Raw genomic sequence first — 22,769 nt, forward strand, 5'->3', positions numbered from 1 at the left:
CGGTGACCCGGGTACTGGTGGTGGAGGACGACCCCCAGCTGGTCCGCGCGCTCCTGATCGGCCTTCAGGCACGCCAATACGGCATCGACGTCGCACCGGACGGCACCACGGCGCTGCGGCTCACCGCAGCCCGCCAACCGGACGTCATCCTGCTCGGCCTGGGGCTGCCCGACATGGACGGGCTGGACGTCATCAAGAACTTGCGCGACCGGTCCAGGGCCCCCGTCCTGGTCCTCTCCGCGCGCCGGGCGTCGGAGGAGAAGGTCGCGGCGCTCGACGCGGGCGCCGACGACTACATCACCAAGCCGTTCAGCATGGACGAGCTGCTGGCCAGGCTGCGCGCCGCGGTCCGCCGCACGAAGACCGCTCCGTTCACCTCCGGAACGGCAGCCGTGACGACGCAGGACTTCACCGTCGACCTGGTGGCCAAGAAGGTCACCCGCGAAGGCCGGGACGTGCGCCTGACTCCGACGGAGTGGCAGCTGCTGGAGATCCTCGTCTGCCATCCCGGCCGCCTCATCACGCAACGGCACCTGCTCCGGCAGGTGTGGGACAGCTCCCGCAGCGACAGGACGCACTACCTCCGGGTGTACATGGCCCAGCTGCGGCGCAAACTCGAACCGGACCCGTCGCACCCGCGTTACCTCATCACCGAACCCGGCATGGGTTACCGCTTCGAATCCTGATTTCCCTCCGCCGCCTTCCTGACGGAACGAACCGGCCCTCGGCGCGGCGCCCGGCGTCGGCAAGACGTATGGAGTACCGCGGCGGTGTCTTCACCGAGATGGACCTGGACGCCGTGCTGGCCCGCCGCCCGGCCGTCGCACTCGTCGACGAGATGGCCCACACCAACATCCCCGGTTCACGGCACACCAAGCGCTGGCAGGACATCGAAGACCTCCCGTCCACAGCCACGTCCTGACCGCAGGAAACACCGAAGCCGGCAGCCTGCCTGCCGGCTTCGGTGTTCCTGACCGCGTCACAACGGCATGTCGATCCGATGGGTGCTTTCGTGCTCTCCGCAGGTGAGCGAGAGAGTAAGGGTCAGGGACCCGACGCCCGCTGCGGGCCCGGGCTGAAGTGAGACCGAGCCTTCGGTGAACCGGCCTTCTGGCTCGGTACCGAACGCACCGCCTCCGTCCAGGTACTCCCCGCCGAGGTCGTCCACCGCCTCCAACGACAGGTAGACCGGCGGCCCGACCTCCGTCATCGAGCCATCGGGCTCGTCCCGCCACCTCTCCGGGAGCGGGGGCGTGATCCGGTAGAAGAGATCGATCCGATCAGGCCCCGGCTTGAGGCGCCGCACTTCCAGCTCGTGGCGGCCTCCCAGAACGGCAATCGTCCGCCCCGCACCGGCTGTCCCACTCCTGCGTTTGCCCTTGCCCATGCCCTCTCCGTACGTGCGTGGTGTCGGCGCCTACGGCTCACCCTGAACCCTTGGGCGGTACCTGGCACGTGATGTACCGCGTGGCGCCCGCCCGCGGATTGCTGTGGCTCTTGATGAGCCAGTAGAAAGTGATCTTGTCCTTGGTGCGGATGGTGTGCTTCGCGCTGCTCCCCTTGCGGTTGTACTTCTTCATGCTGCCGTGGAAGTTGTAGGTGCTGGCCCTGGGATGAGGACCGTACGGCGCATTGATGGCGTGGTTGTTCACCCACGCGTTGGGCATCGACACCGTCACCGCCGGACCGAGCTTCGCGCGAGACCTCGCCGTCAGCTTGAAGTTCCAGCGGACCGTGCCCGCGGGGGTGCGGTCCCAGTCGACATTGGCGACGCTGTGCTTCCACACTCCGGTGCACTTCTTGTCCGCCGCGGTGCGGGCATGTATCTCTTCGGCACGCTGCACGACGCGTGCGTACGTGGTCGCCGGCGCCTCCCCCGCCGGAATGGTGATCAGCTCACCCACATCGGCGTCGTTGTGCTGCTCGGCCGCCTGCGCGGGCAGAGCCCCTCCGATCAGGAGGGAGGCGCTGAGCGCGGAGCAGACCAGCAACAAGCGATGGCTCTTCTGGGCCATTCCTGAATCCCCGTTCGGTTAGTGCTCACCGGAGCAGTCCGGTGAGTCCCTGTGGTCACCCAGGAAGACGAGACCCCTCGCGCACCACGTTCCTCAGCCGCCATCAAGAGATCGTTAAGCTCACGCCCGGCCCCAGGGCCACCCGGATACCGGTCAACGCCGACCGGCACCCCGCGTCCTCACCGCTCCAGCGGGCGGTGAGCGGTCTCGGGCAGCCGGAGGTAGACGGCGGAGGAGACCAGGCACAGCACGGCCACGTATACGGGGAAGAGACCGGCCTGTCCCAGGTCCTTGAACAGGGTGCCGATGTAGGGCGCCGTGCCGCCGAAGAGGGCGACGGTGAGGGAGTAGGGGAAGCCGATGCCCGCGGCGCGCACCCGGGCCGGGAAGGTCTCCGCGTTCACGGCCGCCGAGATGGCCGTGAAACCGCTCAGCAGGACCATGCCCGCGCACTGCACGAGCAGCAGCGTGACAAAGGAGTCGTCGAGCGTGCGCAGCAGCGGCACGCTCAGCGCGGCGAAGCCGATCCCGAACATCAGCAGCAGCGGCTTGCGCCCGAAGCGGTCGGACGCGATGCCCGCGACGGGCTGGAGAACGGCGAAGAACAACAGCGAGAGGGTGCCCGCCAGCAGCGCGTCCGCCTTCTCCACCCCGGCGTTGAGTTCGGCGTACGTCGGCAGGTACGACGTCCACGTGTAGTACGCGAGCGTGCCGCCTGCGGTGATGCCGCAGATCAGCAGCGACTCGCGCGGATGGCGGCGCAGCGCCTCGAAGAGGCCGGGGCGGGGCGCCTTGGCCTGCTCCTCACTTCGCGTCTCCTCCGCGCCGCGTCGGATCCAGAAGCCCACGAGGCTGAGGAGCGCGCCCAGTACGAACGGGACCCGCCAGCCCCAGCTGTCCATGGTGGTGGGCGCGAGATTCGCGACGAGCAGCGCCGCGACGCCGGATGCGACGAGCTGCCCGATGGTCGTCGAGACGTACTGGAAGCTGGAGAAGAGTCCGCGTCGGCCGGGCCCGGCGGACTCCACGAGGAAGGTGGTCGAGGCGGCGAACTCACCGCCCACCGAGAGCCCTTGGAGCAGACGGGCCAGAACGAGGACGACCGGGCCGAGGATCCCGGCGGCGGCGTACGTCGGCGTCAGCCCCATCAGGAGGCTGCTGCCGCCCATCAGCAGAATGGTCACCGTCAGCGCCGCACGGCGCCCGCGCCGGTCGGCGACCGCGCCCATCAGCAGCCCGCCGACGGGCCGCATGAAGAATCCCACCGCGAAGACCGCGAACGTCGAGAGCAGCGGCACCAGCGAATTGTCGGCGCTCTTGGGGAAGATCTGCGCGGCGATGTACGTGGCAAGGAAGGTATAAGTGTACCAGTCGTACCATTCGACCGCGTTACCCACCGAGGCGGCGGTGAGCTGCCGCACCGCGGACACCGGGCGCCGCTCCCCCGCCTGCCGGTCCGCCATCTTGTTCTCCGCGCTCGACATGCGCCTCCGCTCCCGGGTCCTTCACGTGGCCCTGCCGCTCGGGCAGGATGAGCCGTCAGGTGATCATGCCCCCGCGAGGCCGGTGGCCGCCAGCGGATACGGCGGCCGAAAGGAGATGGCAACGTGCGTGTAGCGCTCTTCGTCACCTGTATCAACGACACGCTGTACCCACGGACCGGCCGGGCGGTGGTCACCCTCCTGGAACGGCTGGGCGTGGAGGTCGGCTTCCCGGCCGAGCAGAGCTGCTGCGGGCAGCCGCAGTTCAACACCGGTTACCGGCACGCCACCGAGCCACTGGCGCTGCGGTACGCGCGAGCGTTCCGCGACTACGAGTACGTCGTGGCGCCCTCCGGGTCGTGCGCGGCGATGGTGCGCGACAACTATCCGCGGCTGGGCGAGAAGGCGGCGGCCGAGGGGCGCGGCCGTGCGCTCACCGAGGCGGCGGCGGAAGCCGTGCCCAAGACGTACGAGCTGACGGAGTTCCTGGTCGATGTGTTGAAGGTGACGGACGTGGGCGCGTACTACCCGCACACCGTCACCTACCACCCGACCTGCCACGGCCTGCGGATGCTGGGGCTCGGCGACCGGCCGCGCACCCTGCTCCAGCATGTGAAGGGCCTCGAACTGCGCGAGCTGGAGGGCGCCGAGGAGTGCTGCGGCTTCGGCGGCACCTTCGCCGTCAAGAACCCGGCCGTCTCCGCCGCGATGGGCGCCGACAAGACCCGGCACATCCAGGAGACCGGCGCCGAGGCGGTCTGCACGGTCGACAACTCCTGTCTGATGCACATCGGCGGCACACTCTCGCGGCAGGGCTCGACGGTCCGGCCCGTCCATATCGCGGAAATCCTCGCCAGTACGGAAGGGAACGTGCTGTGAGCGAATGCCCGGCAAGCGCGGGGACTTGCCCTGTGAGCGAAGGGAACATGCTGTGAGCGTCACCGACCTGGGCATGCCGGCCTTCCCGGCGGCCGCCGACCGCTCCACCCGCGACACCCGGCTGCGCGCCAATCTCCGGTACGCCACGCACACCATCCGGGACAAGCGCGCCAGGGCGGTCGGCGAGCTGAGTGACTGGGCGCAGTTGCGCGCGGCGGGGCGCGCGATCAAGGACCGTACGCTGCGCCACCTGGACCACTATCTGGAGCGGCTGGAGGAGGCGGTGACCGCGGCGGGCGGCCAGGTGCACTGGGCGGCCGACGCGACGGAGGCCAACCGCATCGTGACGCGTCTCGTGCGGGCCACCGGCGAGCGCGAGGTCGTCAAGGTCAAGTCGATGGCGACGCAGGAGATCGGGCTGAACGAGGCGCTGGCCGAGGCCGGGATCAGCGCGTACGAGACGGATCTCGCGGAGCTGATCGTGCAGCTCGGCAAGGACCGCCCGTCGCACATCCTGGTCCCGGCGATCCACCGCAACCGCTCCGAGATCCGCGACATCTTCCGGACTCAGATGGGCAGTTGGGGACGGCCCGCGCCGGACGGGCTCAGCGACCGGCCGACGGAGCTGGCCGAGGCGGCCCGGCTGCACCTACGGGAGAAATTCCTGCGCGCGAAGGTCGGCATCTCCGGCGCCAACTTCATGGTCGCGGACACCGGGACGCTGGTCGTCGTGGAGTCCGAGGGCAACGGCCGGATGTGCCTGACGCTCCCGGAGACCCTGATCTCGGTCGTCGGCATCGAGAAGGTGGTCCCCACCTGGCAGGACCTGGAGGTCTTCCTCCAACTCCTGCCGCGCTCCTCCACAGCCGAGCGGATGAACCCGTACACCTCGATGTGGACGGGCACGACCGACGGGGACGGACCGCGGACGTTTCATCTCGTCCTGCTGGACAACGGGCGGACGGACACGCTCGCGGACACGGTCGGCCGGCAGGCGCTGCGCTGCATCCGGTGCTCGGCCTGTCTGAACGTCTGCCCGGTGTACGAGCGGGCCGGCGGGCACGCGTACGGCTCGGCCTACCCGGGGCCGATCGGCGCGATCCTCACGCCGCAGCTGCGCGGTACGGCGAGCGCGCTGGACGCCTCCCTGCCGTACGCGTCATCGCTGTGCGGGGCCTGTTACGAGGTGTGTCCGGTGGCGATCGACATTCCGGAGGTGCTGGTGCACCTGCGGGAGCGCGTGGTGGAGGGCGGCAAGGTCGTCCGGGGCGGGATGCGGACGGTCATCCAGCCGGCGAAGGGGCACGCGGCGGAGCGCGCTGCGATGCGTGCAGCGGGCTTCGTGTTCGACCGGCCCGGTGTGCTGCGCGCGGGCCAGCGGCTGGCGGCCCGCACCCGGAAGCTGCACCCGCGGCGGCTGCCGGGTCCGGCACGCGCCTGGTCCGACACCCGCGACCTGCCGCCGGTACCGGCGGAGTCGTTCCGCGACTGGTGGCAGCGCACCCGGGGCGCGGAGCGCGGCGACGAACGTGTGGGGCGCGGCGACGGGCGTAAGGAGAGTGGGAAGTGAGCAGCCGGGACGTGGTGTTGGCGCGGGTGCGCCGGGCGCTGGCGGACGTACCGCGGACCTCGGGCCCCGAGGAGACCGCGGTACCGAGGGACTATCTACGGGCGCACGGCGAGCTCCCCACGGAGGACACCGTGCAGCTGCTGGCGGAGAACCTCGTGGACTACCGCGCGATCGTCCACGGCATCGACGCCGCCGGGCTGCCGGGACTGCTCGCACACCTGCTGGGCGAGCGGGGCTCACGGTCGGTGGTGGCGCCCGCGGGGCTGCCGCCCGAGTGGCTGGCGGACTGTGACCTGGAAGTGGTGCCGGACGTGCCGGAGACGACGCCCGGCGAACTGGACGCGGTGGACAGCGTGGTGACGGGCTGCGCGGTCGCCATCGCCGAGACCGGCACGATCGTCCTGGACGCGGGCCCGGACCAGGGCCGCCGCCGCATCACACTCGTACCCGACCACCACATCTGCGTCGTACGGATGCCGGAGCAGGTCGTGGCGTCCGTGCCCCAGGCGCTGGAGCGGCTGGACCCACGGCACCCGCTCACCTGGATCTCCGGCCCGTCCGCGACGAGCGACATCGAACTGGACCGGGTGGAGGGCGTGCACGGCCCGCGCACGCTGGAGGTGGTCCTGATGACGCCGTGAGGCGTACTGCACAGCAGCGTGCGGGCCGGTCAGTCGAAGCGGATGTGACGGAGGCCGACCCCGGCCCGGCGGAGCCTGCCTCGGAGCGGGCCGTCGGTGTTCGAGGTCAGCCGGAGGCCGGCAGAGGCAGCGATGCGGTCGGCCACCTCGGGGACCGTGAGGCGGTCGGTCCACAGGTGCTCGGCGAACTCCGGTTTTGCCAACTGCTCCAGGCACCGGTCCAGCCGCCGCACGGCGAAGGTCTCGTGGCGTGGGGGCGCGTGCTGACCCGCGAGCAGGTGGAGGGCGCGGCCGACGGCGCGCTCACGCAGCCGCCGCAGCACCGTCCGGCGGTCCGCCAGCAGGGCGAAATGCCGCACGTCGTGGCCGCTGTCGCGCAGCCGGCCGATGGTCTCGCGGAAGTAGGCCGGTTCCACGACCGTCATCGGGACGATCACCGTGCCGTCGTGCCCGTCCAGGGCCCGGTCCAGTACTTCGTACACGCCCTGCCGCCAGGCGGGCAGGTCCTGGAAGTCGCCGCGCAGCCCGGGCGGCAGCGTCCGGTGCAGGCCGAAGCCGATGTGCTCGGGGTCGCAGACCACGCTGCCCGGGAGGCGCCGCCGGAGCTCGTGCGCGGTCTGCGTCTTGCCGCCGCCGAAGGGTCCGTTGATCCAGAGGAGCATGGGCCCGAGCTTAGGAGAGGGCGGCTCGTGACGGGGAGAGCGGTTCCGGGCCGTCGGGGGACGGGGGTGCGGGTTCCTGGGCGTCGCGCCGTACCAGAGCCGCGTACCGGCCGTCGGCGGCCAGCAGTTCCTCGTGCGTGCCGCGTTCGGCGATCCGGCCCGCGTCCAGGACGACGATCTGGTCGGCGTCGCGGACGGTGGAGAGGCGGTGCGCGATGGTGATCGTCGTGCGGCCCGCCGAGAGCTCGTCGATGGCCCGCTGGACGGCGTGCTCGGTACGGGTGTCCAGTGCGCTGGTGGCCTCGTCCAGTACCAGCACCGGCGGGTCGCGCAGGATGGTGCGGGCGATGGCCAGGCGCTGCTTCTCGCCGCCGGAGAAGCGGTAGCCGCGCTCGCCGACGAGGGTGTCGTAGCCGTCGGGCAGGCCGGCGATGTGGTCGTGGATCTGGGCGGCCCGCGCGGCGCGGAGGATCTCCTCGTCGGTCGCGTCGGGCTTGGCGAAGCGCAGGTTGTCGGCGACCGAGGCGTGGAAGAGGTACGTCTCCTGGGAGACCACGCCCACCGAACGGGCGAGCGTGTCGAAGTCCAGCTCGCGGACGTCCACCCCGTCCAGCGTGACGCGGCCGCCGGTCACGTCGTACAGCCGCGGCACCAGATAGCTGAGCGTGGACTTGCCGCTGCCGGTCGGGCCGACCACGGCGAGGCTGCCGCCGGCCGGGACGGTCAGGTCGATGCCGGACAGGGTGGGCGCCGCGGCCGGGTCGTACGCGAAGGTCACGTCCTCGAAGCGGATCTCCCCGCGGGGTGCCGCCAGCCGCACCGGCTTCTCGGGCTCGGTGATGGCCACCGGCAGGTCGAGGTATTCGAAGATGCGCTGGAAGAGCGCGAGCGAGGTCTGCATCTGCACGCCGGTGGTGAGCAGCGAGACGGTCGGGCGCAGCAGCCCCTGCTGGAGGGAGACGAAGGCGACGAGCGTGCCGATGGAGAAGACCGGGCCGCCGAGCTGGAGGACCAGGCCCGCCGCCCAGTAGATCAGCGCGGGCATGGCGGCCATGACGATGCCGATGGTGGCCATCCGCCAGCGGCCCGCCATGTTCGCGCGGATCTCCAGGCCGACCAGCCGTTCGGATTCCTTGGTGAAGTTCTCGGTGAGCGAGTCGGCGCGGCCCATCGTGCGGCCGAGCAGGATGCCGGAGACGGAGAGCGATTCGGTGACCATCGCGGACATCGTGGCCATCTGCTTCTGCCGCTGGGTGGTGATCCGCTTGCGCTCGTTGCCGACCCGCCGGCTGACCCAGACGAACAGCGGGAGCAGCAGGAGGGAGACGAGGGTGAGCCGCCAGTCCAGGGCGAGCATGGCCACGACGGTGGCGATGACGCTGGTGAGGTTGGAGACCAGAGAGGTCGCGGTGGAGGTGACGGTGGCCTGCATGCCTCCGATGTCGTTGGCGATACGGGACTGCACCTCGCCGGTGCGCGTACGGGTGAAGAACGCCAGCGGCATTCGCTGCAGCTTGGCGTAGACACCGGTCCGCAGGTCGTGCATGACGCGCTGGCCGACGGTGGTGGAGATCAGCGTCTGCAGCACCCCGAAGACGCTGTTCATCACGGCGGTGACGATCATGCCGAGGGCGAGCAGGCTCAGCAGTCCGGTGCGCCGCTCCGGGATCGCCACGTCGAGGACCGCACGCAGCAGGAACGGCGAGGCGACGGAGACCAGCGAGGCGGCGGCCACCAGCAGGCCCACCAGGGCCAGCCGGCCGCGGTAGGGCCGGAACAGGCGGAGGATCCGCCGTACCTGGACGGGCTGCTGCTCATCCTTGGGCGGCGGGGTCCAGTCAATGGTGTCGGGACGCAATGAGCTCCTTCGGGTGATCGGGGCCGACGGGCGGCTGCCGGGAATCGGCGGGCGGCTTCCGGGGTTGCGGCGGGCCGCGTCGGGACCCGGACGCCTGCCGAGGGTAGCCCATTGTTACCTATACTCACAATGAACTTAGTCCTGATAACCTCCCGGCATGTCCTCCCCCCAGACCGGACCCGACACCGACCTCGCCGAACAGCTGGTACGGCTGACCCGCCGGATGCACCGCGCGCAGAAGCGCCATCTCGAACCACTCGCCCTCACCCCGGCGCAGTCCCGGCTGCTGCGCATCGTGGCGCACTGCGACACCCCGCCCCGGATGGCCGACCTGGCGGCCCGCCTGGACGTCGTACCGCGCGCGGTGACCACCCTCGTGGACGCGCTGGAGGCGGCGGACGCCGTACGCCGGGTGCCGGACCCGGCCAACCGACGCGTCGTGCGGATCGAGATGACCGAGACCGGCCGGACGACACTCGGGGCGCTGCGAAGCGCGCGCCGGGCCGCCGCGGAGGACATCCTGGCTCCATTGACCGCCGACCAGCGCGAGCTGCTCGGCGGGCTGCTGTCCACCCTGGTCGACGAGCCGGGGCGGCGCTGCTGAACGACGCCGGACCGATGGGCCGCTACCGACGGGCCGCCTACGAGGAGAAGCCATGCCGTTGCTGGAGCCGGAGCCGACCGTACTGCGCCCCGCCACGACCGAGGGCCCGGCCGTCGACCGGGTGGCCGACGAGCAGGCGTCCGGGACGCCCGAGCCGTTGCGCGGCGACCTGACCGCCCTGCTCGGGCCGGAGAAGATCCTGCACAGCCTCTCCGACCTCGTGAAGTACGCCTCGGACGCGAGCCCCTACCGGTTCGTCCCGCAGGTCGTCGTGCTCGCCGAGGACATCGACGACATCTCGGCGGTCTTCTCCTACGCGCACGGCCACGGCCGCAAGGTCGTCCTGCGCGCCGCCGGCACCTCGCTCAACGGTCAGGCACAGGGCGAGGACATCCTCGTCGACGTGCGCCGCCACTGGGCCGGCATCGAGGTACTGGGCGACGGCGAGCAGGCCCGCATCGGCCCGGGGACGACCGTCGTCCGGGCCAACACCACGCTGGCCCGCCACGGCCGGCTGCTCGGCCCCGACCCCGCCAGCGCCATCGCCTGCACCGTGGGCGGCGTCGTCGCCAACAACGCCTCGGGCATGACGGCCGGCACCACCCGGAACTCCTACCGCACGCTCGCCTCCGCCACGGTCGTGCTGCCTTCAGGCACGGTCGTGGACACCGCCGACCCGGCCGCCGACGAGGAGCTGGCCCACGCCGAACCGGCCCTGTGCGGCGGGCTGCTGGCCCTGAAGGCGGAGATCGAGGCGGACCCCGAGCTGGTCGCTCGCATCCGCGCCAAGTACGAGCTCAAGAACACCAACGGCTACCGGCTCGACGCCTTCCTCGACGGCGCCACCCCCGTCGAGATCCTGCGCGGCCTGATCGTCGGGTCCCAGGGCACGCTCGGCTTCATCGCCGAGACGGTATTCGACACCCTGCCCCTGGACCGCTGCACCTCCACCGCACTGCTCTTCTTCCCCGATCTGCGGGCCGCTGCCGCCGCCGTCCCGCGCTTCAACGAAGCGGGCGCGCTCGCCGTGGAGCTGATGGACGGCAACACGCTGCGCGCCTCGGTCCGCGTCGCCGGAGTACCCGCCGACTGGGCGGCACTCCCCACGGAAACGACCGCGCTGCTCGTGGAGTTCCGCGCCCCGGACGAAGAACGTCAGGCGGCGTTCGAAGAGGCCGCCCAGCAAGTTCTGAACGACCTGGAACTGGTCGCGCCGGTCGAGTCCGTCACCAACGAGTTCACCCGCGACCCGGGCACGATCGCGGGGTACTGGAAGGCCCGCAAGGCGTTCGTCACCGCGGTCGGCGGCTCCCGGCCCTCCGGTACGACGCTGCTCGTCGAGGACTTCGCCGTACCGCCCGCACAGCTCGCGGACGCCTGCACGGCGCTGCTGGAGCTGCAGGCCCGGCACGGCTTCGACGCCGCCGTCGCCGGCCACGCCGCCCACGGCAACCTGCACTTCCTCCTCGCGTTCAACGCGGCGAAGCCCGAGGACGTGGCGCGCTACGCGGCCTTCATGGACGACTTCTGCCGGATGACCGTGGAGCGCTTCGACGGCTCGCTCAAGGCCGAGCACGCCACCGGACGCAACATCGCGCCCTTCCTGGAGCTGGAGTGGGGACCGCGCGCGACGGACCTGATGTGGCGGATCAAGGACCTGTTCGACCCGCACGGCATCCTCGCCCCGCGCGTCGTCCTGGACCGCGACCCCAAGGCCCACCTCCGCGGCCTGAAGACCATCCCCGAGGTCGAGGCGGTCGCCGACCCCTGCATCGAGTGCGGCTTCTGCGAGCCGGTCTGCCCCAGCCGCGACCTCACCACCACGCCCCGCCAGCGCATCGTGCTGCGCCGCGAAATGATGCGCCAGCACCCGGACTCACCGGTCACCGGTGCGCTTGTGGACGCCTACGGATACGACGCGATCGACACCTGCGCGGGCGACTCGACCTGCAAGCTGGCCTGCCCGGTCGGCATCGACACCGGCGCGATGATGAAGGACTTCCGGCACCGGCGGCACTCCCCGCGCGAGGAGAAGGCCGCCGCGCTCGCCGCGAAGCGCTTCAAGACGGTAGAGGCGTCGGCCCGGCTCGCGGTCGCCGCGGCGGACCGGATCAGCGAGCGGCTCGGCGACCGGCTGCTGGAGACCATGACGGACGCCGCCCGCAAGGCCGTACGCCCCGACCTCGTACCGCGCTGGCTGCCCGAGCTCCCGGGCGCGGCGGCCCGCCGGCTGCCGCCCACCCGTAAGCAGGACGCGGTCGCGGTCTACTACCCGGCGTGCATCAACCGGATCTTCGGGGAGCCGGACGGGTACGAGGGTCCCTCCCTCCCCGAGGCCGTCGTCGCGGTGTCCCGGCGGGCCGGCAAGCCGGTCTGGATCCCCGGGGACGTCGCGGGCACCTGCTGCGCCACGATCTGGCACTCCAAGGGGTACGACGAGGGCAACGCCGTGATGGCGAACCGCATCGTGGAAGCGGCCTGGGGCTGGACCGCGGGCGGCCGGCTCCCCCTGGTCGTCGATGCGTCCTCGTGCACGCTCGGCATCGCCCACGAGGTCGTCCCGTACCTCACCGAGGACAACAAGCAGCTGCACGCCGAACTGACCGTCGTGGACTCCGTCGTCTGGGCGGCCGACGAGCTGCTGCCGCACCTGGAGGTGGTGCGGACCGTGGACTCCGTAGTGCTGCACCCCACTTGTTCGATGCGCCACCTGGGCGACGAGGCGCAGCTCCGTACGGTCGCCGAGGCGTGCGCCCAGGAGGTCGTGGTACCGGACGACGCGGGCTGCTGCGCCTTCGCGGGCGACCGCGGAATGCTGCACAAGGAGCTGACCGAGGCGGCGACGGCCCGGGAGGCGGTGGAGGTGACGTCCCGGCACTTCGATGCGCACCTGTCGGCGAACCGGATGTGCGAGGTGGGCATGGACCACGCGACGGAGGGCCGCGGCTACTACTCGGTGCTGCTGGAACTGGAACGGGCGACGCGGCCCGCCTGAAAGACGGGCCGCGTCGTACGTGTGCGCGTGCGTGTGTTCAGCTCTTGGCGCCCGCGTGCAGGGCCACCGCGCCCTTCGCGGGCACGGTCAGCTGCGCCTTGCCGTCGTCGCCGACCGTGACGGTGTTGCCGTCGCAGGAGTCCGGCGCGGCCTTTGCGACGTTGCAGTACGTACCGGCGGGCAGCGGCGTCGCGAAGGTCTCGGACAGCTCGCCGTCGCCTGCGTTGAGGGCGACGAAGCCCTTGTCGCCGCGGCCGAAGGCGATCGCGCCGGCCCCGTTGTCCCACCAGTCGGTCAACTCGGCGTCGCCGACCGCGTTACGGAACCCGACCAGCCCGGTGATCTCCTGCTTCGCGTGCATGTCCGTCCAGCCGTCGGCGCCGCTGGGCGGACCCGCGTCCTTGTCGGACCACTCGTAGCCGGAGAAGACGTTGGGCGAGCCGTAGGGCGAGGCCAGCATGAAGACATTCGCGAGCGTGTACGTCGCGCCGTCCTTGTACGTGAGCGTCGAACCACTGCGCTCGGTGTCCCAGTTGTCGACAAAGGTACGCGCCGACCCGCTGCTGAGCTTGCCGTCGGCGACGGACTTCAGCTGGGCAATGCTGCCCCCTTGGAAGGCGCTCTTGAGGTGGCCCCCGTAACGGAACTCGTCGACGTCGCCGATCTCCGTGTACTCCTCCGGCTGGACCGCCTCGCCGCCCCCGTAGATGACCTCGGAGACCCAGAAACCCGGGTCGCTCATCTTTCCCTTGATCGCGGCCATGTCGTCGGCCGCCATGTGCTTCGCGCCATCGATGCGGAAGCCGTCGACGCCGAGCGAGCGCAGGTCGTCGAGGTACTTGGCGATGGTGGTGCGGACGGCGTCGCTGCCGGTGTCCAGGTCTGCCAGGCCCACCAGTTCGCAGTTCTGCACGTTGTCACGGTTGCCGTAGTCGGAGATGTCCTTACGGCAGGAGTGGAAATCCTGGTCCTGGTAGTACCCGGGATAGCCGTACTTCGTGTACTGCGTGCCGCCGGTGCCCGTGCCGGACCCGGACGACATGTGGTTGATGACGGCGTCGGCGATGACTTTGACACCGGCTTTGTGGCAGGCGGAGACCATGGCGGCGAAGGCGTCGCGGTCGCCGAGCCGGCCCGCGATCTTGTAACTCACCGGCTGGTACGACGTCCACCACTGGTCACCCTTGATGTGCTCCGAGGCGGGCGAGACCTCGACGTAGCCGTAGCCGGCCGGGCCGAGCTGGTCGGTACAGGCCCTGCCGACGTCCGCGTACGGCCGCTCGAACAGCGTGGCGGTGACGGTCTTTTCACCGGGCGGGGTGGCCTGTGACTGCCAGGGCGCGAGGGTCGCGAGGCCGGCGGCCACGAGCACACCGGCCAGCGTGCCGCCGAGTATCCGGGAACGTTGGTGCAACATGCGGCTCCTTCTGCGTACGGACGCGGTGGGGGACGCGTCACGAAGGCAGCCACGCGCCTGGCCGCCGTGGGGGGATTCAGCGAGGAGCCTGCCTTTACGAAGTGAACACGTCAAGGCGTTCCGCAAGAATTTCCAGGAGCTTGCGCAAGAAAAGAGTCCAAGAACTCGCCTCAGGAGTCCAATGAGCCCCCTTGTGCCCAGTGGTCTCAACCACCAAGGTCCTCTTCGAGCTTGGACGTATTCGCCGCGCACCATCCGCACCCCGGGAGGGCCCATGCACGACGCACGACCTGAGCCTCACGACCAGCACGACGAGCACAGCGAGCACGGCGAGCACGGCGAGCACGGCGGCGCCGGGACGGCTGATGGCGGCGCTGGTACGGCAGGCGGCGGCACTGGTACGGCCGGCGGCGGGGCCGGTACGGCAGGCGGCAGCGGTGCGGTCGACGGGGCCGGTCCGAGCCGCCGTTCGGTGCTGTGGACGGCGGGCGCCGCGGGCGCCGGGCTCGGACTCGCCGGAATGGCCGCGGGCACGGCATCAGCGGCCGGGGCAGCGGCGGCACCGGCCGCTGCCGCGTCTCCGGTCTCCGCCGGATCCGCCCCTGACACCGCGGCGGCACCGAAGCGGCGCGGCAAGACGATGATCGGCGTGCCCTTCGAAGGGCGCAGCACCGTACGCGTCGGCATCGTCGGCCTCGGCAATCGCGGCGGCTCCATGATCGACCTCTTCCTCGCCGTACCGAACACCCGCGTCGTGGCGATCTGCGACCCGGTCAAGGAGAAGACCGCCGAGGCCGCGAAGAAGGTCACCGACGCCGGTCAGCCCGCCCCCGCCGTCTACGCCAACGGCGACCAGGACTTCGAGAACCTCTGCAAGCGCGGCGACATCGACTTCGTCTACGTCGCCACGCCCTGGGACTCGCACTTCGAGATGGCGAAGACGGCCATGCTCAACGGCAAGCACGTGGGCGTCGAGTGCCCGATAGCCCTCCGGCTGGAGGAGCTGTGGGAACTGGTCGACCTCTCCGAACAGACCCGTAAGCACTGCCTTCAGCTGGAGAACTGCTGCTACGGGCGGAACGAGATGCGGGTGCTGCGGATGGCGCACGCCGGCCTCTTCGGCGACCTGCTGCACGGCGCCGGGGCCTACAACCACGACCTGCGCGGCCTGATGTTCGACCCGGACTACTACGAAGGCCCGTGGCGCCGGCTGTGGCACACCCGGCTGCGCGGCGACCTGTACCCCAACCACGGGTTCGGGCCGGTCGCCAACTACATGGACGTCAACCGCGGCGACCGGGCGGTACGGATCTCCAGCTTCGGCACGCCCTCGCTGGGCCTGGCCGCGTACCGCAAGGAGCACATGCCGGCCGGCGACCCGAGCTGGAAGGAGACGTACATCGAGAGCGACCGGACGCTCTCCCTCGTCCAGACGGCCAAGGGCCGCGTGATCCGCCTGGAGCACGACGTCTCCACGCCGCACCCGTACAGCCGCATCAACAGCCTCGGCGGCACGAAGGGCGTCTTCGAGGACTATCCGTCGCGGATCTATCTCGAACCCGGCCACAGCGATGATCAGTGGCACGACTTCGGTGAGTTCGCGGAGTGGGACCACTGGCTCTGGAAGGAGCACGCCAACCCGCCGGGCGGACACGGCGGCATGGACTACATGCTGGTCTTCCGGCTCACCCAGTGCCTGCACCTGGGCCTGGTGCCGGACTTCGACGTGTACGACGCGGCGATCTGGACCGCGCCCGTACCGCTGAGCGACCTGTCGATCAAGGCGCACGGCATGCCGCTGGAGATACCGGACTTCACGCGCGGCGACTGGAAGAAGGCCCGGCCGGGGATGGACTCGGAGAAGCCGACGAGGTGACGGGCTCTGGGGCTCGGCCGACACCTGTCGGCCGAGCCCCAGGAGTCACTCCGCGGCGGTCACTTCTCGGCGGATGTGCCTTGGGCATGGGGTGTGTCTTGGGCATTGGGTGTCTCGGAGGCGGCGGACACCTTGGGGGCGGCGGACACCTTGGGGGCGTCGCCGTCCGAGGCGGCCGGCGCCTCCTGCACGGCGGGCACCTTCGGAACACCAGGCGCCACCGGAGCGGCGATCACCTCGCCGTTGAGGACCTTCTTCGCCGTCACGCGGTCCAGGGCACCCTCCCAGCGGGAGACCGCGAAGACCGCGACACAGTTGCCGAGCAGGTTGGTCGCCACCCGCATCGAGTCCATGATCCGGTCGACGCCGAGCAGCAGCGCCACCGCCGCCGCGGGGATGACACCGAGCGCGGAGGCGGTGGCCGACAGCGCCAGGAACGCCGAACCGGGCACGCCCGCCATCCCCTTGCTGGTCAGCATCAGCACCAGCACAACGGTGATTTGCTGACCCATCGACAGATCGACACCGACCGCCTGCGCAATGAAGAGCGTGCCGATGGAGAGATAAATCGATGCACCGTCGAGGTTGAAGGAGTAACCGGTCGGCAGGACCAGCCCGACGGCATCGTCCCGGCAGCCCGCGGCACGAAGCTTCTGCATCATGCGCGGCATCACCGTCTCGCTGGAGCCCGTGCCCAGCGCCAGCAGCAGCTCCTCGCGGGTGTAGCGGACGAACTTCCACAGGCTGAGCCCCGTGACGACCTTGAGCGCGAGCCCCAGCAGCACGAGGAAGGCCAGCGCGACGCCGTAACAGACCGCGATGAGCTTCGCGTACGTCGTCATCGCGCCGAGGCCGTACTCCCCCACGAGGTGCGCGGTCGCCCCGAAGACGGCGATCGGCGCGAGGCGCATGATGTAGCCGACGATCGTGAAGACGACCTCCTGCGCCTGCTCGATGAACGGCAGGATCTGCGGCACCTTCGTCTGCCCGAGGTGCAGCAGCGCCGCACCCACCAGGCAGGACAGGACGAGGACCTGGAGCAGCGAGTTCTCGGCGAACGCCCCGACCGCGCTGTCCGGCAGCGACTCGAGGATGAACTGCGAGGTGGACGGCAGATGCCCACCGCCGGTCTTCTCGTCCACTGCATTCTGGTCGAGCGACGCCGGGTCGACGTTCATGCCGATGCCGGGCCCGAAGACATTGCCCGCGAGCAGGCCGACGACGAGCGCGATGGTGGTCGCCACCTCGAACCAGATCAGCGCCTTGAGGCCGATCCGCCCGAACGCCTTGAGGTCACCGGCCTTGGTGATGCCGGCGACGACGACGCAGAAGACGAGCGGGGCGATCATCGCCTTGATGAGGCGGACGAAGCCGTCGCCGAGCGGTTGGACGGCTGAGCCGAATTCCGGCCACAGCCGTCCGACGAGGACTCCGATGAACAGGGCGACGAGGACCTGCGTGAACAGACTGGTGCGCAGCATGCGGCCTGCTCGGCGAGCGAGCGATCCGGTGGCGTGCGGCACGGGCACTCCCTAGGACGGATTCTGGGATGCGAAAACGGATTTCCGTTCTCCGTGGTCCGTCACTATGACTGAGCCCCATGCCTCACAGAAGAGGCACGTGTTACATCCAAGAAAATCTTGGAGCTTGCTCCAAGTAACCTCCGGTACAACAACCTGTGACGGGCCGGCCCGGCACCGGACCTGTCACCGTCCGGGGTACGCGCTCATGCCTCCAGGTGGGCCTTGTCGCCCATGACCACGACCGGGTGCTGCCCGGGATCGAGCGTGCGCAGCAGGTACCGCATGCCGGACTTGGGCAGGCTCACACAGCCGGACGTACCACTCCCGTGGTCCATGTGCAGCCAGATGCCACCCCCCTTGGACTCCCCCTCCGGCCGGGTCGGATCGAGCGGCGAGACGCCCTTCGCGCGGTTGTAGTCGATGGCGATGACGTAGTCGAAGTCGTGCCTGGTCCGCTTCGCCCAGTACCCGGGCGGAGTGAAGGCCGCGGACGCGGTGTACGGCAGCTTCGCACCCGGGTCGGGCAACACCCCGCCCGCGTCCGAGAGCGTGTACACGCCGACCGGACTGCGCTTGTCCCCCACGTGGTGGTGCAGTGTCCAGCCGCGCTTACCGTTGTGCGCCTGCCAACTACGCTCCCGGCTCCAGGTGTTTCCGGCGTCCTTCGTGTCACCGCCCTTCGCGCCGCCGCCCTTTGTGCCACTGCCCTCGGTGTCACTGCCCTTCGTGTACAGCACGACCGTCGAGGTGGTGGCGTTCTCGCCGTCGCCGTACACCGCGACCACCTGCCGCGAATCGGCGGGGATGCGGGACTGCAGCTTCTCCCCCACTCCGGGTATGCGCGTCAGCCCCGTCGACGGCGTGGCGCTGGGCTTCCCCGCACGACCGGCGGCTTCCTTGCCGTCGTTCCGGGCACCGCCACAACCCGACACCAGGACCAGCCCCGCGGCGACCAGCACGGCCGCCTTACTTGTACTCCGCATGGTTCACATGGTCGCACTGCCCGATCCCGACCCATCCGGCGAGGCGGACCGCGGCCCCCGAACCGCACATCGTGGCCCGATCCATGCGTTCCGCCAGAAAAACGATTGAAAATCCCGGCCATTCCACGCCAACCTTCCATGGCTCTGCCCTGCTCCTGTCGCAGGCGCAAGCGGCACAGCCCTGCCCTGTTCCGCCGCGTCTGCCACGCCCGGCGGGCTCCCGACCCGCTCTCCGGCCGGGACTCCGTGCCCGACTCCTGTCCGGGCACCGTGTCCGGGTTCCGTAACCGACGAAACGCTTGGACGTCATGCAGATTCGCGATCTACCGCATCCCGACCCGGGTGTCCCCGACGTCCGTTCCGGCGGCCGCTTCCTGGTCTGGCTCTGCCGCCGGCAACTGGGCGGCCAGTTCAAGGCCATGGCCTGGGGGCTGGTGCACACCGGCGCCGTGGCCTCCTTCCCTGTGCCGGTGGGCATCGCCGTGCAGGCCGTCGCCGACCGCTCCGGCGCCGGACTGGCCCTCGCGGGCGGCCTGATGGCCGTCCTGGGCGTACTGGTCTCGGTCGGCGACACGATGCTGCACCGCGCCGCCGTCACCAACTGGATCACCGCCGTCGCCCGCATCCAGCAACTGCTCGCCCGCAAGACTGCGGAGTTGGGCTCCGCCCTGACCCGGCGGGTCGCGGCCGGCGAGGTGGTCGCGGTCAGCACCGGCGACCTGGAGAAGATCGGGTGGTTCGTCGAGGCCATCTCCCGTTTCTCGGCCGCCGCGCTGACCACGGTCGGCGTGTGCGTGGCCCTGGTGATCTACCAGCCCACGCTGGGCACCGTGGTCGCGATCGGCGTACCCGTACTGGCACTCGCCGTGCTGCCACTGCTGCCGCGCGCGACGCAGCGCGCCGACGAACAGCGGGAAAAGGCCGGCCGCGCCACGGAACTGGCCTCCGACACCGTCGCGGGCCTTCGCGTGCTGCGCGGCATCGGCGGCGAGGAGCTGTTCCTCGGCCGCTACCGCACGGCCTCCCAGGACGTCCGCAGGGCCGCCGTCCGCAGTGCCCGGATGTGGGCGCTGATCTCGGCCGTCCAGGTCGCGCTGCCCGGACTGCTGCTGATCGTGGTCGTCTGGTACGGCGCCCGGCTGGCCCTGGACGGCCGTATCGAGGTCGGCGCGCTGGTCACCATGTACAGCGCGGTCACCTTCCTGCTCCACCCTCTTCGCCACTTCGAGGAGATCGCCCAGGCGTATTCCTTCTCCCGGCCGTCCGCGAAGCGGGCGGCCCGCGTCCTCGCGCTCAGCCGTCCGGCCGACGGCCGCATCACGGACCACGCCCCGCTTCGGGGCGACCTCTATGACCCGGCCACCGGCCTGCTCGCCCCGGCTGGCCGTCTCACGGCGGTGGTCTGCGGCGACCCGGACGCGGCGGGCCGACTGGCGGAACGTCTGGGCGGACATCCGGCGGGCGAGCCGGACGAACGGGATGAGCGGGGCGAACGCTCCGCCGACGGTCCGGGCGAGCCGAACTCTGCGGGCGACGCGGGCGATACGGCTGATGCGAGCCGCGACAGCCTGGACGGCGTGAGTAACGCCACGGGTGAAGGCGTGGGTAACGCCACGGGTGAAGGCAGCGAGAAGGGTCGCGGGGAGGCCGCGGCGGACGCGGCCGTTCCCGCGCGCGTCACTCTCCCCTCCGTGGAGCTCGGCGGCGTCCCCCTGGACGACGTACCACGGGACTCCGCCCGCCGGGCCGTCCTGGTCCAGGACAAAGACCCGGTACTGCTGTCCGGAACGCTGCAGGAGCTGTTCGACGTGCCGTCCTCCGGCGCCGTCACCGCTGAAAAGGCCCTGGCCGCCGCCCAGTGCGACGACGTACTGGCCGCACTCGCCCAGTCCGGCACCGACGGCTCGGGCGACCCGATGCACAGCCGCATCACCGAACGCGGCCGCTCCCTCTCCGGCGGCCAGCGCCAACGGCTGGCGCTGGCCCGGTCGCTGGTCACCGACCCGGAGGTGCTGGTACTCGACGAGCCGACCAGCGCGGTCGACTCCCACACCGAGGCCCGGATCGCCGACGGTCTGCACGCCCTGCGCGACGGCCGCACCACGGTCGTCCTCACCTCCAGCCCGCTGGTACTGGACCGCGCCGACCAGGTGGTCTTCCTGCCCGAAGGTAAGGTCACCGCGGTCGGCCCGCACCGCGACCTGCTCCGTACCTCCCCCGCCTACCACTCGGTCGTCACCCGGGAAACCGACGAGGAACGTGCGCGAAAGCAGGCCGCCGACGCCTCCCTCCCGCGGAAAGATCCGCGGGAAGACACGGGTGAGGGCCCGGGCGCAGGCCCGCGCGAAGGAGCGCAGGGCACCTCGCACGGAGCCCCCGCGGACGTCCCGCGGGACACGGAGCCCGCCACCCCACCGCACGCCCGCGTGGGCGCGCTCGACTCCATCGAGGAGACGGCATGATCGGCCTGGCGCCGCCGGAGCACGATCCGGAAGCCGCACGTACCACGACCATTCTCCCTGTCGGCTCTCCCGCGACCGTACGCAGCTACGTCGCGGGGCTGATCCGTCGCCACCGAAAAGCATTTGTCCTCCTCGTTACCGTCAATGCCGTCGCCGTCGTTGCCTCGATGGTCGGCCCGTATCTCCTCGGCGACCTCGTGGAGGACCTCGCCGACGGCGCGCGCGACCTGCATCTGGAGCGCACCATCGGCCTGTTCGTGCTCGCGCTGGTCATCCAGACGGTGTTCGTGCGGCTGGTCCGGCTGCGCGGTGCGATGCTCGGCGAGCGGATGCTCGCGGACCTGCGCGAGGACTTCCTCGTACGGTCCGTCGGACTGCCGCCCGGCGTACTCGAACGGGCCGGCACCGGCGACCTGCTGTCCCGGATCACCACGGACATCGACCGGCTGGCCAACGCGATGCGCGAGGCTGTTCCTCAGCTGTCCATCGGCGTGGTCTGGATCGGGCTGCTGGTCGGGGCGCTCGGTGTGACCGCCCCGCCGCTCGCCCTGTCCGTACTCGTCCCGCTGCCCCTGCTGATCGTGGGCTGCCGCTGGTACTTCAAGCGCGCGCCGAGCGCCTACCGTTCCGAGGCCGCCGGCTACGCGGCGGTGTCCGCCGCGCTCACCGAGACGGTCGACGCGGGGCGCACCATCGAGGCGCACCGGCTCGGCGACCGCCGCATCCGGCTGTCGGAGCAGCGCGTCCGTGAGTGGACCCAGTGGGAGCGGTACACGCTCTACCTCCGCTCGGTCCTCTTCCCGGTGATCAACGCGACCCACACCATCAACCTCGGTGCCGTCCTGATGCTCGGCGGTGTCTTCGTCCTGCAGGGCTGGATGACGCTCGGCCAGCTGACCACGGGAGCGCTGCTCTCCCAGATGATGATCGAGCCGATCAGCATGGTCCTGCGCTGGTACGACGAACTGCAGGTCGCCCAGGTGTCGATCGCTCGGCTCGTCGGCGTGCGGGAGATCGAGCCCGAGGCGGCCGACGAACGGATCACCCCGGACGGCCGGCACGTCCACGCCGACGAGGTGCGGTTCGGCTACCGCGCCGGCGTCGACGTCCTGCACGACGTCTCGCTGCAGGTGCGGCCCGGCAGCCGCGTGGCGCTCGTCGGTCCGTCGGGCGCGGGCAAGTCGACACTCGGCCGGCTCCTCGCGGGCATCTACGCACCGCGCAAGGGTGAGATCACCCTGGGCGGCGCCGAGCTGTCCCGGATGCCGGCGGAGCGGGTACGCGCCCACGTGGCGCTGGTCAACCAGGAACACCACGTCTTCGTGGGCTCCCTGCGCGACAACCTGCTGCTGGCCCGCACGGGCGCCGACGACGCGGAGCTGTGGGCCGCGCTGGGCGCGGTGGACGCGGACGGCTGGGCACGCGGGCTGGCGGAAGGGCTGGACACGGAGGTCGGCTCCGGCGGCCACGCCCTGACTCCGGCGCAGGCCCAGCAGATCGCGCTGGCGCGGCTCGTCCTGGCGGACCCGCACACGCTGGTCCTCGACGAGGCCACCTCGCTGCTGGACCCCCGGGCCGCCCGTCATCTGGAGCGCTCGCTGGGCAAGGTGCTCGACGGCCGTACGGTCGTCGCCATCGCCCACCGGCTGCACACCGCCCACGACGCGGACGTCATCGCCGTGGTCGAGGACGGCCGCATCACCGAGCTCGGCAGCCACGACGCGCTGGTGTCCGCCGACGGCCCCTACGCCGCCCTCTGGCGCTCCTGGCACGCCTGATCCACTCGCCCTGCCCATGCTCTCC

The 22,769-nt window shown here is 70.8% G+C and carries 17 protein-coding genes and 1 pseudogene; 10 read left to right on the plus strand and 8 right to left on the minus strand.

Annotated elements, in window-relative coordinates:
• Window positions 1–2 precede the first annotated feature (2 nt).
• Window positions 3–686 carry a response regulator gene (locus CCS38_RS25510; RefSeq protein ID WP_223735653.1) on the plus strand — a complete coding sequence of 228 codons (684 nt, stop codon included), beginning with the start codon at window positions 3–5 and terminating at the stop codon, window positions 684–686.
• 68 nt (window positions 687–754) lie between these two features.
• Window positions 755–901, plus strand: a pseudogene (locus CCS38_RS25515) (sensor histidine kinase KdpD); the annotation flags it as partial.
• 78 nt (window positions 902–979) lie between these two features.
• On the opposite strand, the gene CCS38_RS25520 reads toward CCS38_RS25515, so the two are convergent.
• The 3 genes from CCS38_RS25520 to CCS38_RS25530 form a co-directional block, all read right to left on the minus strand.
• Window positions 980–1,387: a hypothetical protein gene (locus tag CCS38_RS25520; RefSeq protein WP_223735654.1), complete on the minus strand. Its 408-nt coding sequence runs from the start codon at window positions 1,385–1,387 to the stop codon at window positions 980–982.
• Between the two features lie 37 nt (window positions 1,388–1,424).
• A complete protein-coding gene (locus CCS38_RS25525) occupies window positions 1,425–2,015 on the minus strand; it encodes a hypothetical protein (RefSeq protein ID WP_223735655.1) in 591 nt (196 codons plus the stop codon).
• 179 nt (window positions 2,016–2,194) lie between these two features.
• Window positions 2,195–3,478 carry an MFS transporter gene (locus CCS38_RS25530; protein WP_223735698.1) on the minus strand — a complete coding sequence of 428 codons (1,284 nt, stop codon included), beginning with the start codon at window positions 3,476–3,478 and terminating at the stop codon, window positions 2,195–2,197.
• A 144-nt stretch (window positions 3,479–3,622) separates the two neighbouring features.
• Here CCS38_RS25530 and CCS38_RS25535 point away from each other — a divergent pair, with 144 nt between their 5' ends.
• From CCS38_RS25535 to CCS38_RS25545, 3 genes are read left to right on the plus strand one after another with little or no spacing between them, the layout of a single operon-like run.
• Entirely contained in the window at window positions 3,623–4,375 is a 753-nt protein-coding gene (locus CCS38_RS25535; RefSeq protein WP_223735656.1) for a (Fe-S)-binding protein, read from the plus strand.
• Between the two features lie 52 nt (window positions 4,376–4,427).
• Window positions 4,428–5,945: a lactate utilization protein B gene (locus CCS38_RS25540; protein ID WP_223735657.1), complete on the plus strand. Its 1,518-nt coding sequence runs from the start codon at window positions 4,428–4,430 to the stop codon at window positions 5,943–5,945.
• Entirely contained in the window at window positions 5,942–6,586 is a 645-nt protein-coding gene (locus CCS38_RS25545; protein WP_223735658.1) for a LutC/YkgG family protein, read from the plus strand. The genes CCS38_RS25540 and CCS38_RS25545 overlap by 4 nt, the downstream gene beginning before the upstream one ends.
• Window positions 6,587–6,615: 29 nt before the next feature.
• On the opposite strand, the gene CCS38_RS25550 is transcribed toward CCS38_RS25545, so the two are convergent.
• Together CCS38_RS25550 and CCS38_RS25555 are read right to left on the minus strand one after the other, a co-directional pair.
• Window positions 6,616–7,248 (minus strand): AAA family ATPase, encoded by a 633-nt coding sequence (locus CCS38_RS25550; RefSeq protein WP_223735659.1) that lies wholly within the window; start codon window positions 7,246–7,248, stop codon window positions 6,616–6,618.
• A 10-nt stretch (window positions 7,249–7,258) separates the two neighbouring features.
• Complete coding sequence (locus CCS38_RS25555; protein ID WP_223735660.1) at window positions 7,259–9,106, minus strand: ABC transporter ATP-binding protein; 1,848 nt, start codon at window positions 9,104–9,106, stop codon at window positions 7,259–7,261.
• Between the two features lie 157 nt (window positions 9,107–9,263).
• Here CCS38_RS25555 and CCS38_RS25560 point away from each other — a divergent pair, with 157 nt between their 5' ends.
• Together CCS38_RS25560 and CCS38_RS25565 are read left to right on the plus strand one after the other, a co-directional pair.
• Window positions 9,264–9,710, plus strand: coding sequence for a MarR family winged helix-turn-helix transcriptional regulator (locus CCS38_RS25560; RefSeq protein WP_223735661.1), 447 nt, complete (start codon window positions 9,264–9,266; stop codon window positions 9,708–9,710).
• Window positions 9,711–9,762: 52 nt separating this feature from the next.
• Window positions 9,763–12,705: an FAD-binding and (Fe-S)-binding domain-containing protein gene (locus CCS38_RS25565; protein ID WP_223735662.1), complete on the plus strand. Its 2,943-nt coding sequence runs from the start codon at window positions 9,763–9,765 to the stop codon at window positions 12,703–12,705.
• Between the two features lie 37 nt (window positions 12,706–12,742).
• Here CCS38_RS25565 and CCS38_RS25570 read toward each other — a convergent pair whose 3' ends face one another.
• Window positions 12,743–14,122, minus strand: a complete 1,380-nt coding sequence (locus CCS38_RS25570) for an alpha-amylase (RefSeq protein WP_223735663.1) — start codon at window positions 14,120–14,122, stop codon at window positions 12,743–12,745.
• Window positions 14,123–14,396: 274 nt separating this feature from the next.
• On the opposite strand from CCS38_RS25570, the gene CCS38_RS25575 reads away from it, so the two are divergent.
• The gene (locus CCS38_RS25575; RefSeq protein ID WP_223735664.1) at window positions 14,397–15,998 is read left to right on the plus strand and encodes a Gfo/Idh/MocA family protein; all 1,602 of its coding nucleotides are present in this window, start codon (window positions 14,397–14,399) and stop codon (window positions 15,996–15,998) included.
• Between the two features lie 59 nt (window positions 15,999–16,057).
• Here the strand turns inward: CCS38_RS25575 and CCS38_RS25580 are convergent, their stop codons facing one another.
• Window positions 16,058–17,521 (minus strand): cation:dicarboxylate symporter family transporter, encoded by a 1,464-nt coding sequence (locus tag CCS38_RS25580; protein ID WP_372457146.1) that lies wholly within the window; start codon window positions 17,519–17,521, stop codon window positions 16,058–16,060.
• Window positions 17,522–17,724: 203 nt separating this feature from the next.
• On the minus strand, window positions 17,725–18,504 hold the full coding sequence (locus CCS38_RS25585) for a L,D-transpeptidase family protein (RefSeq protein WP_223735666.1): 780 nt from the start codon (window positions 18,502–18,504) through the stop codon (window positions 17,725–17,727).
• Window positions 18,505–18,812: 308 nt separating this feature from the next.
• Here CCS38_RS25585 and CCS38_RS25590 point away from each other — a divergent pair, with 308 nt between their 5' ends.
• Complete coding sequence (locus CCS38_RS25590; protein WP_223735667.1) at window positions 18,813–20,966, plus strand: ABC transporter transmembrane domain-containing protein; 2,154 nt, start codon at window positions 18,813–18,815, stop codon at window positions 20,964–20,966.
• Window positions 20,963–22,744 carry an ABC transporter ATP-binding protein gene (locus tag CCS38_RS25595; protein WP_223735668.1) on the plus strand — a complete coding sequence of 594 codons (1,782 nt, stop codon included), beginning with the start codon at window positions 20,963–20,965 and terminating at the stop codon, window positions 22,742–22,744. The genes CCS38_RS25590 and CCS38_RS25595 overlap by 4 nt, the downstream gene beginning before the upstream one ends.
• Window positions 22,745–22,769 lie beyond the last annotated feature (25 nt).

The sequence above is a fragment of the Streptomyces purpurogeneiscleroticus genome (assembly GCF_020024005.1).
GTDB lineage: Bacteria > Actinomycetota > Actinomycetes > Streptomycetales > Streptomycetaceae > Streptomyces > Streptomyces purpurogeneiscleroticus.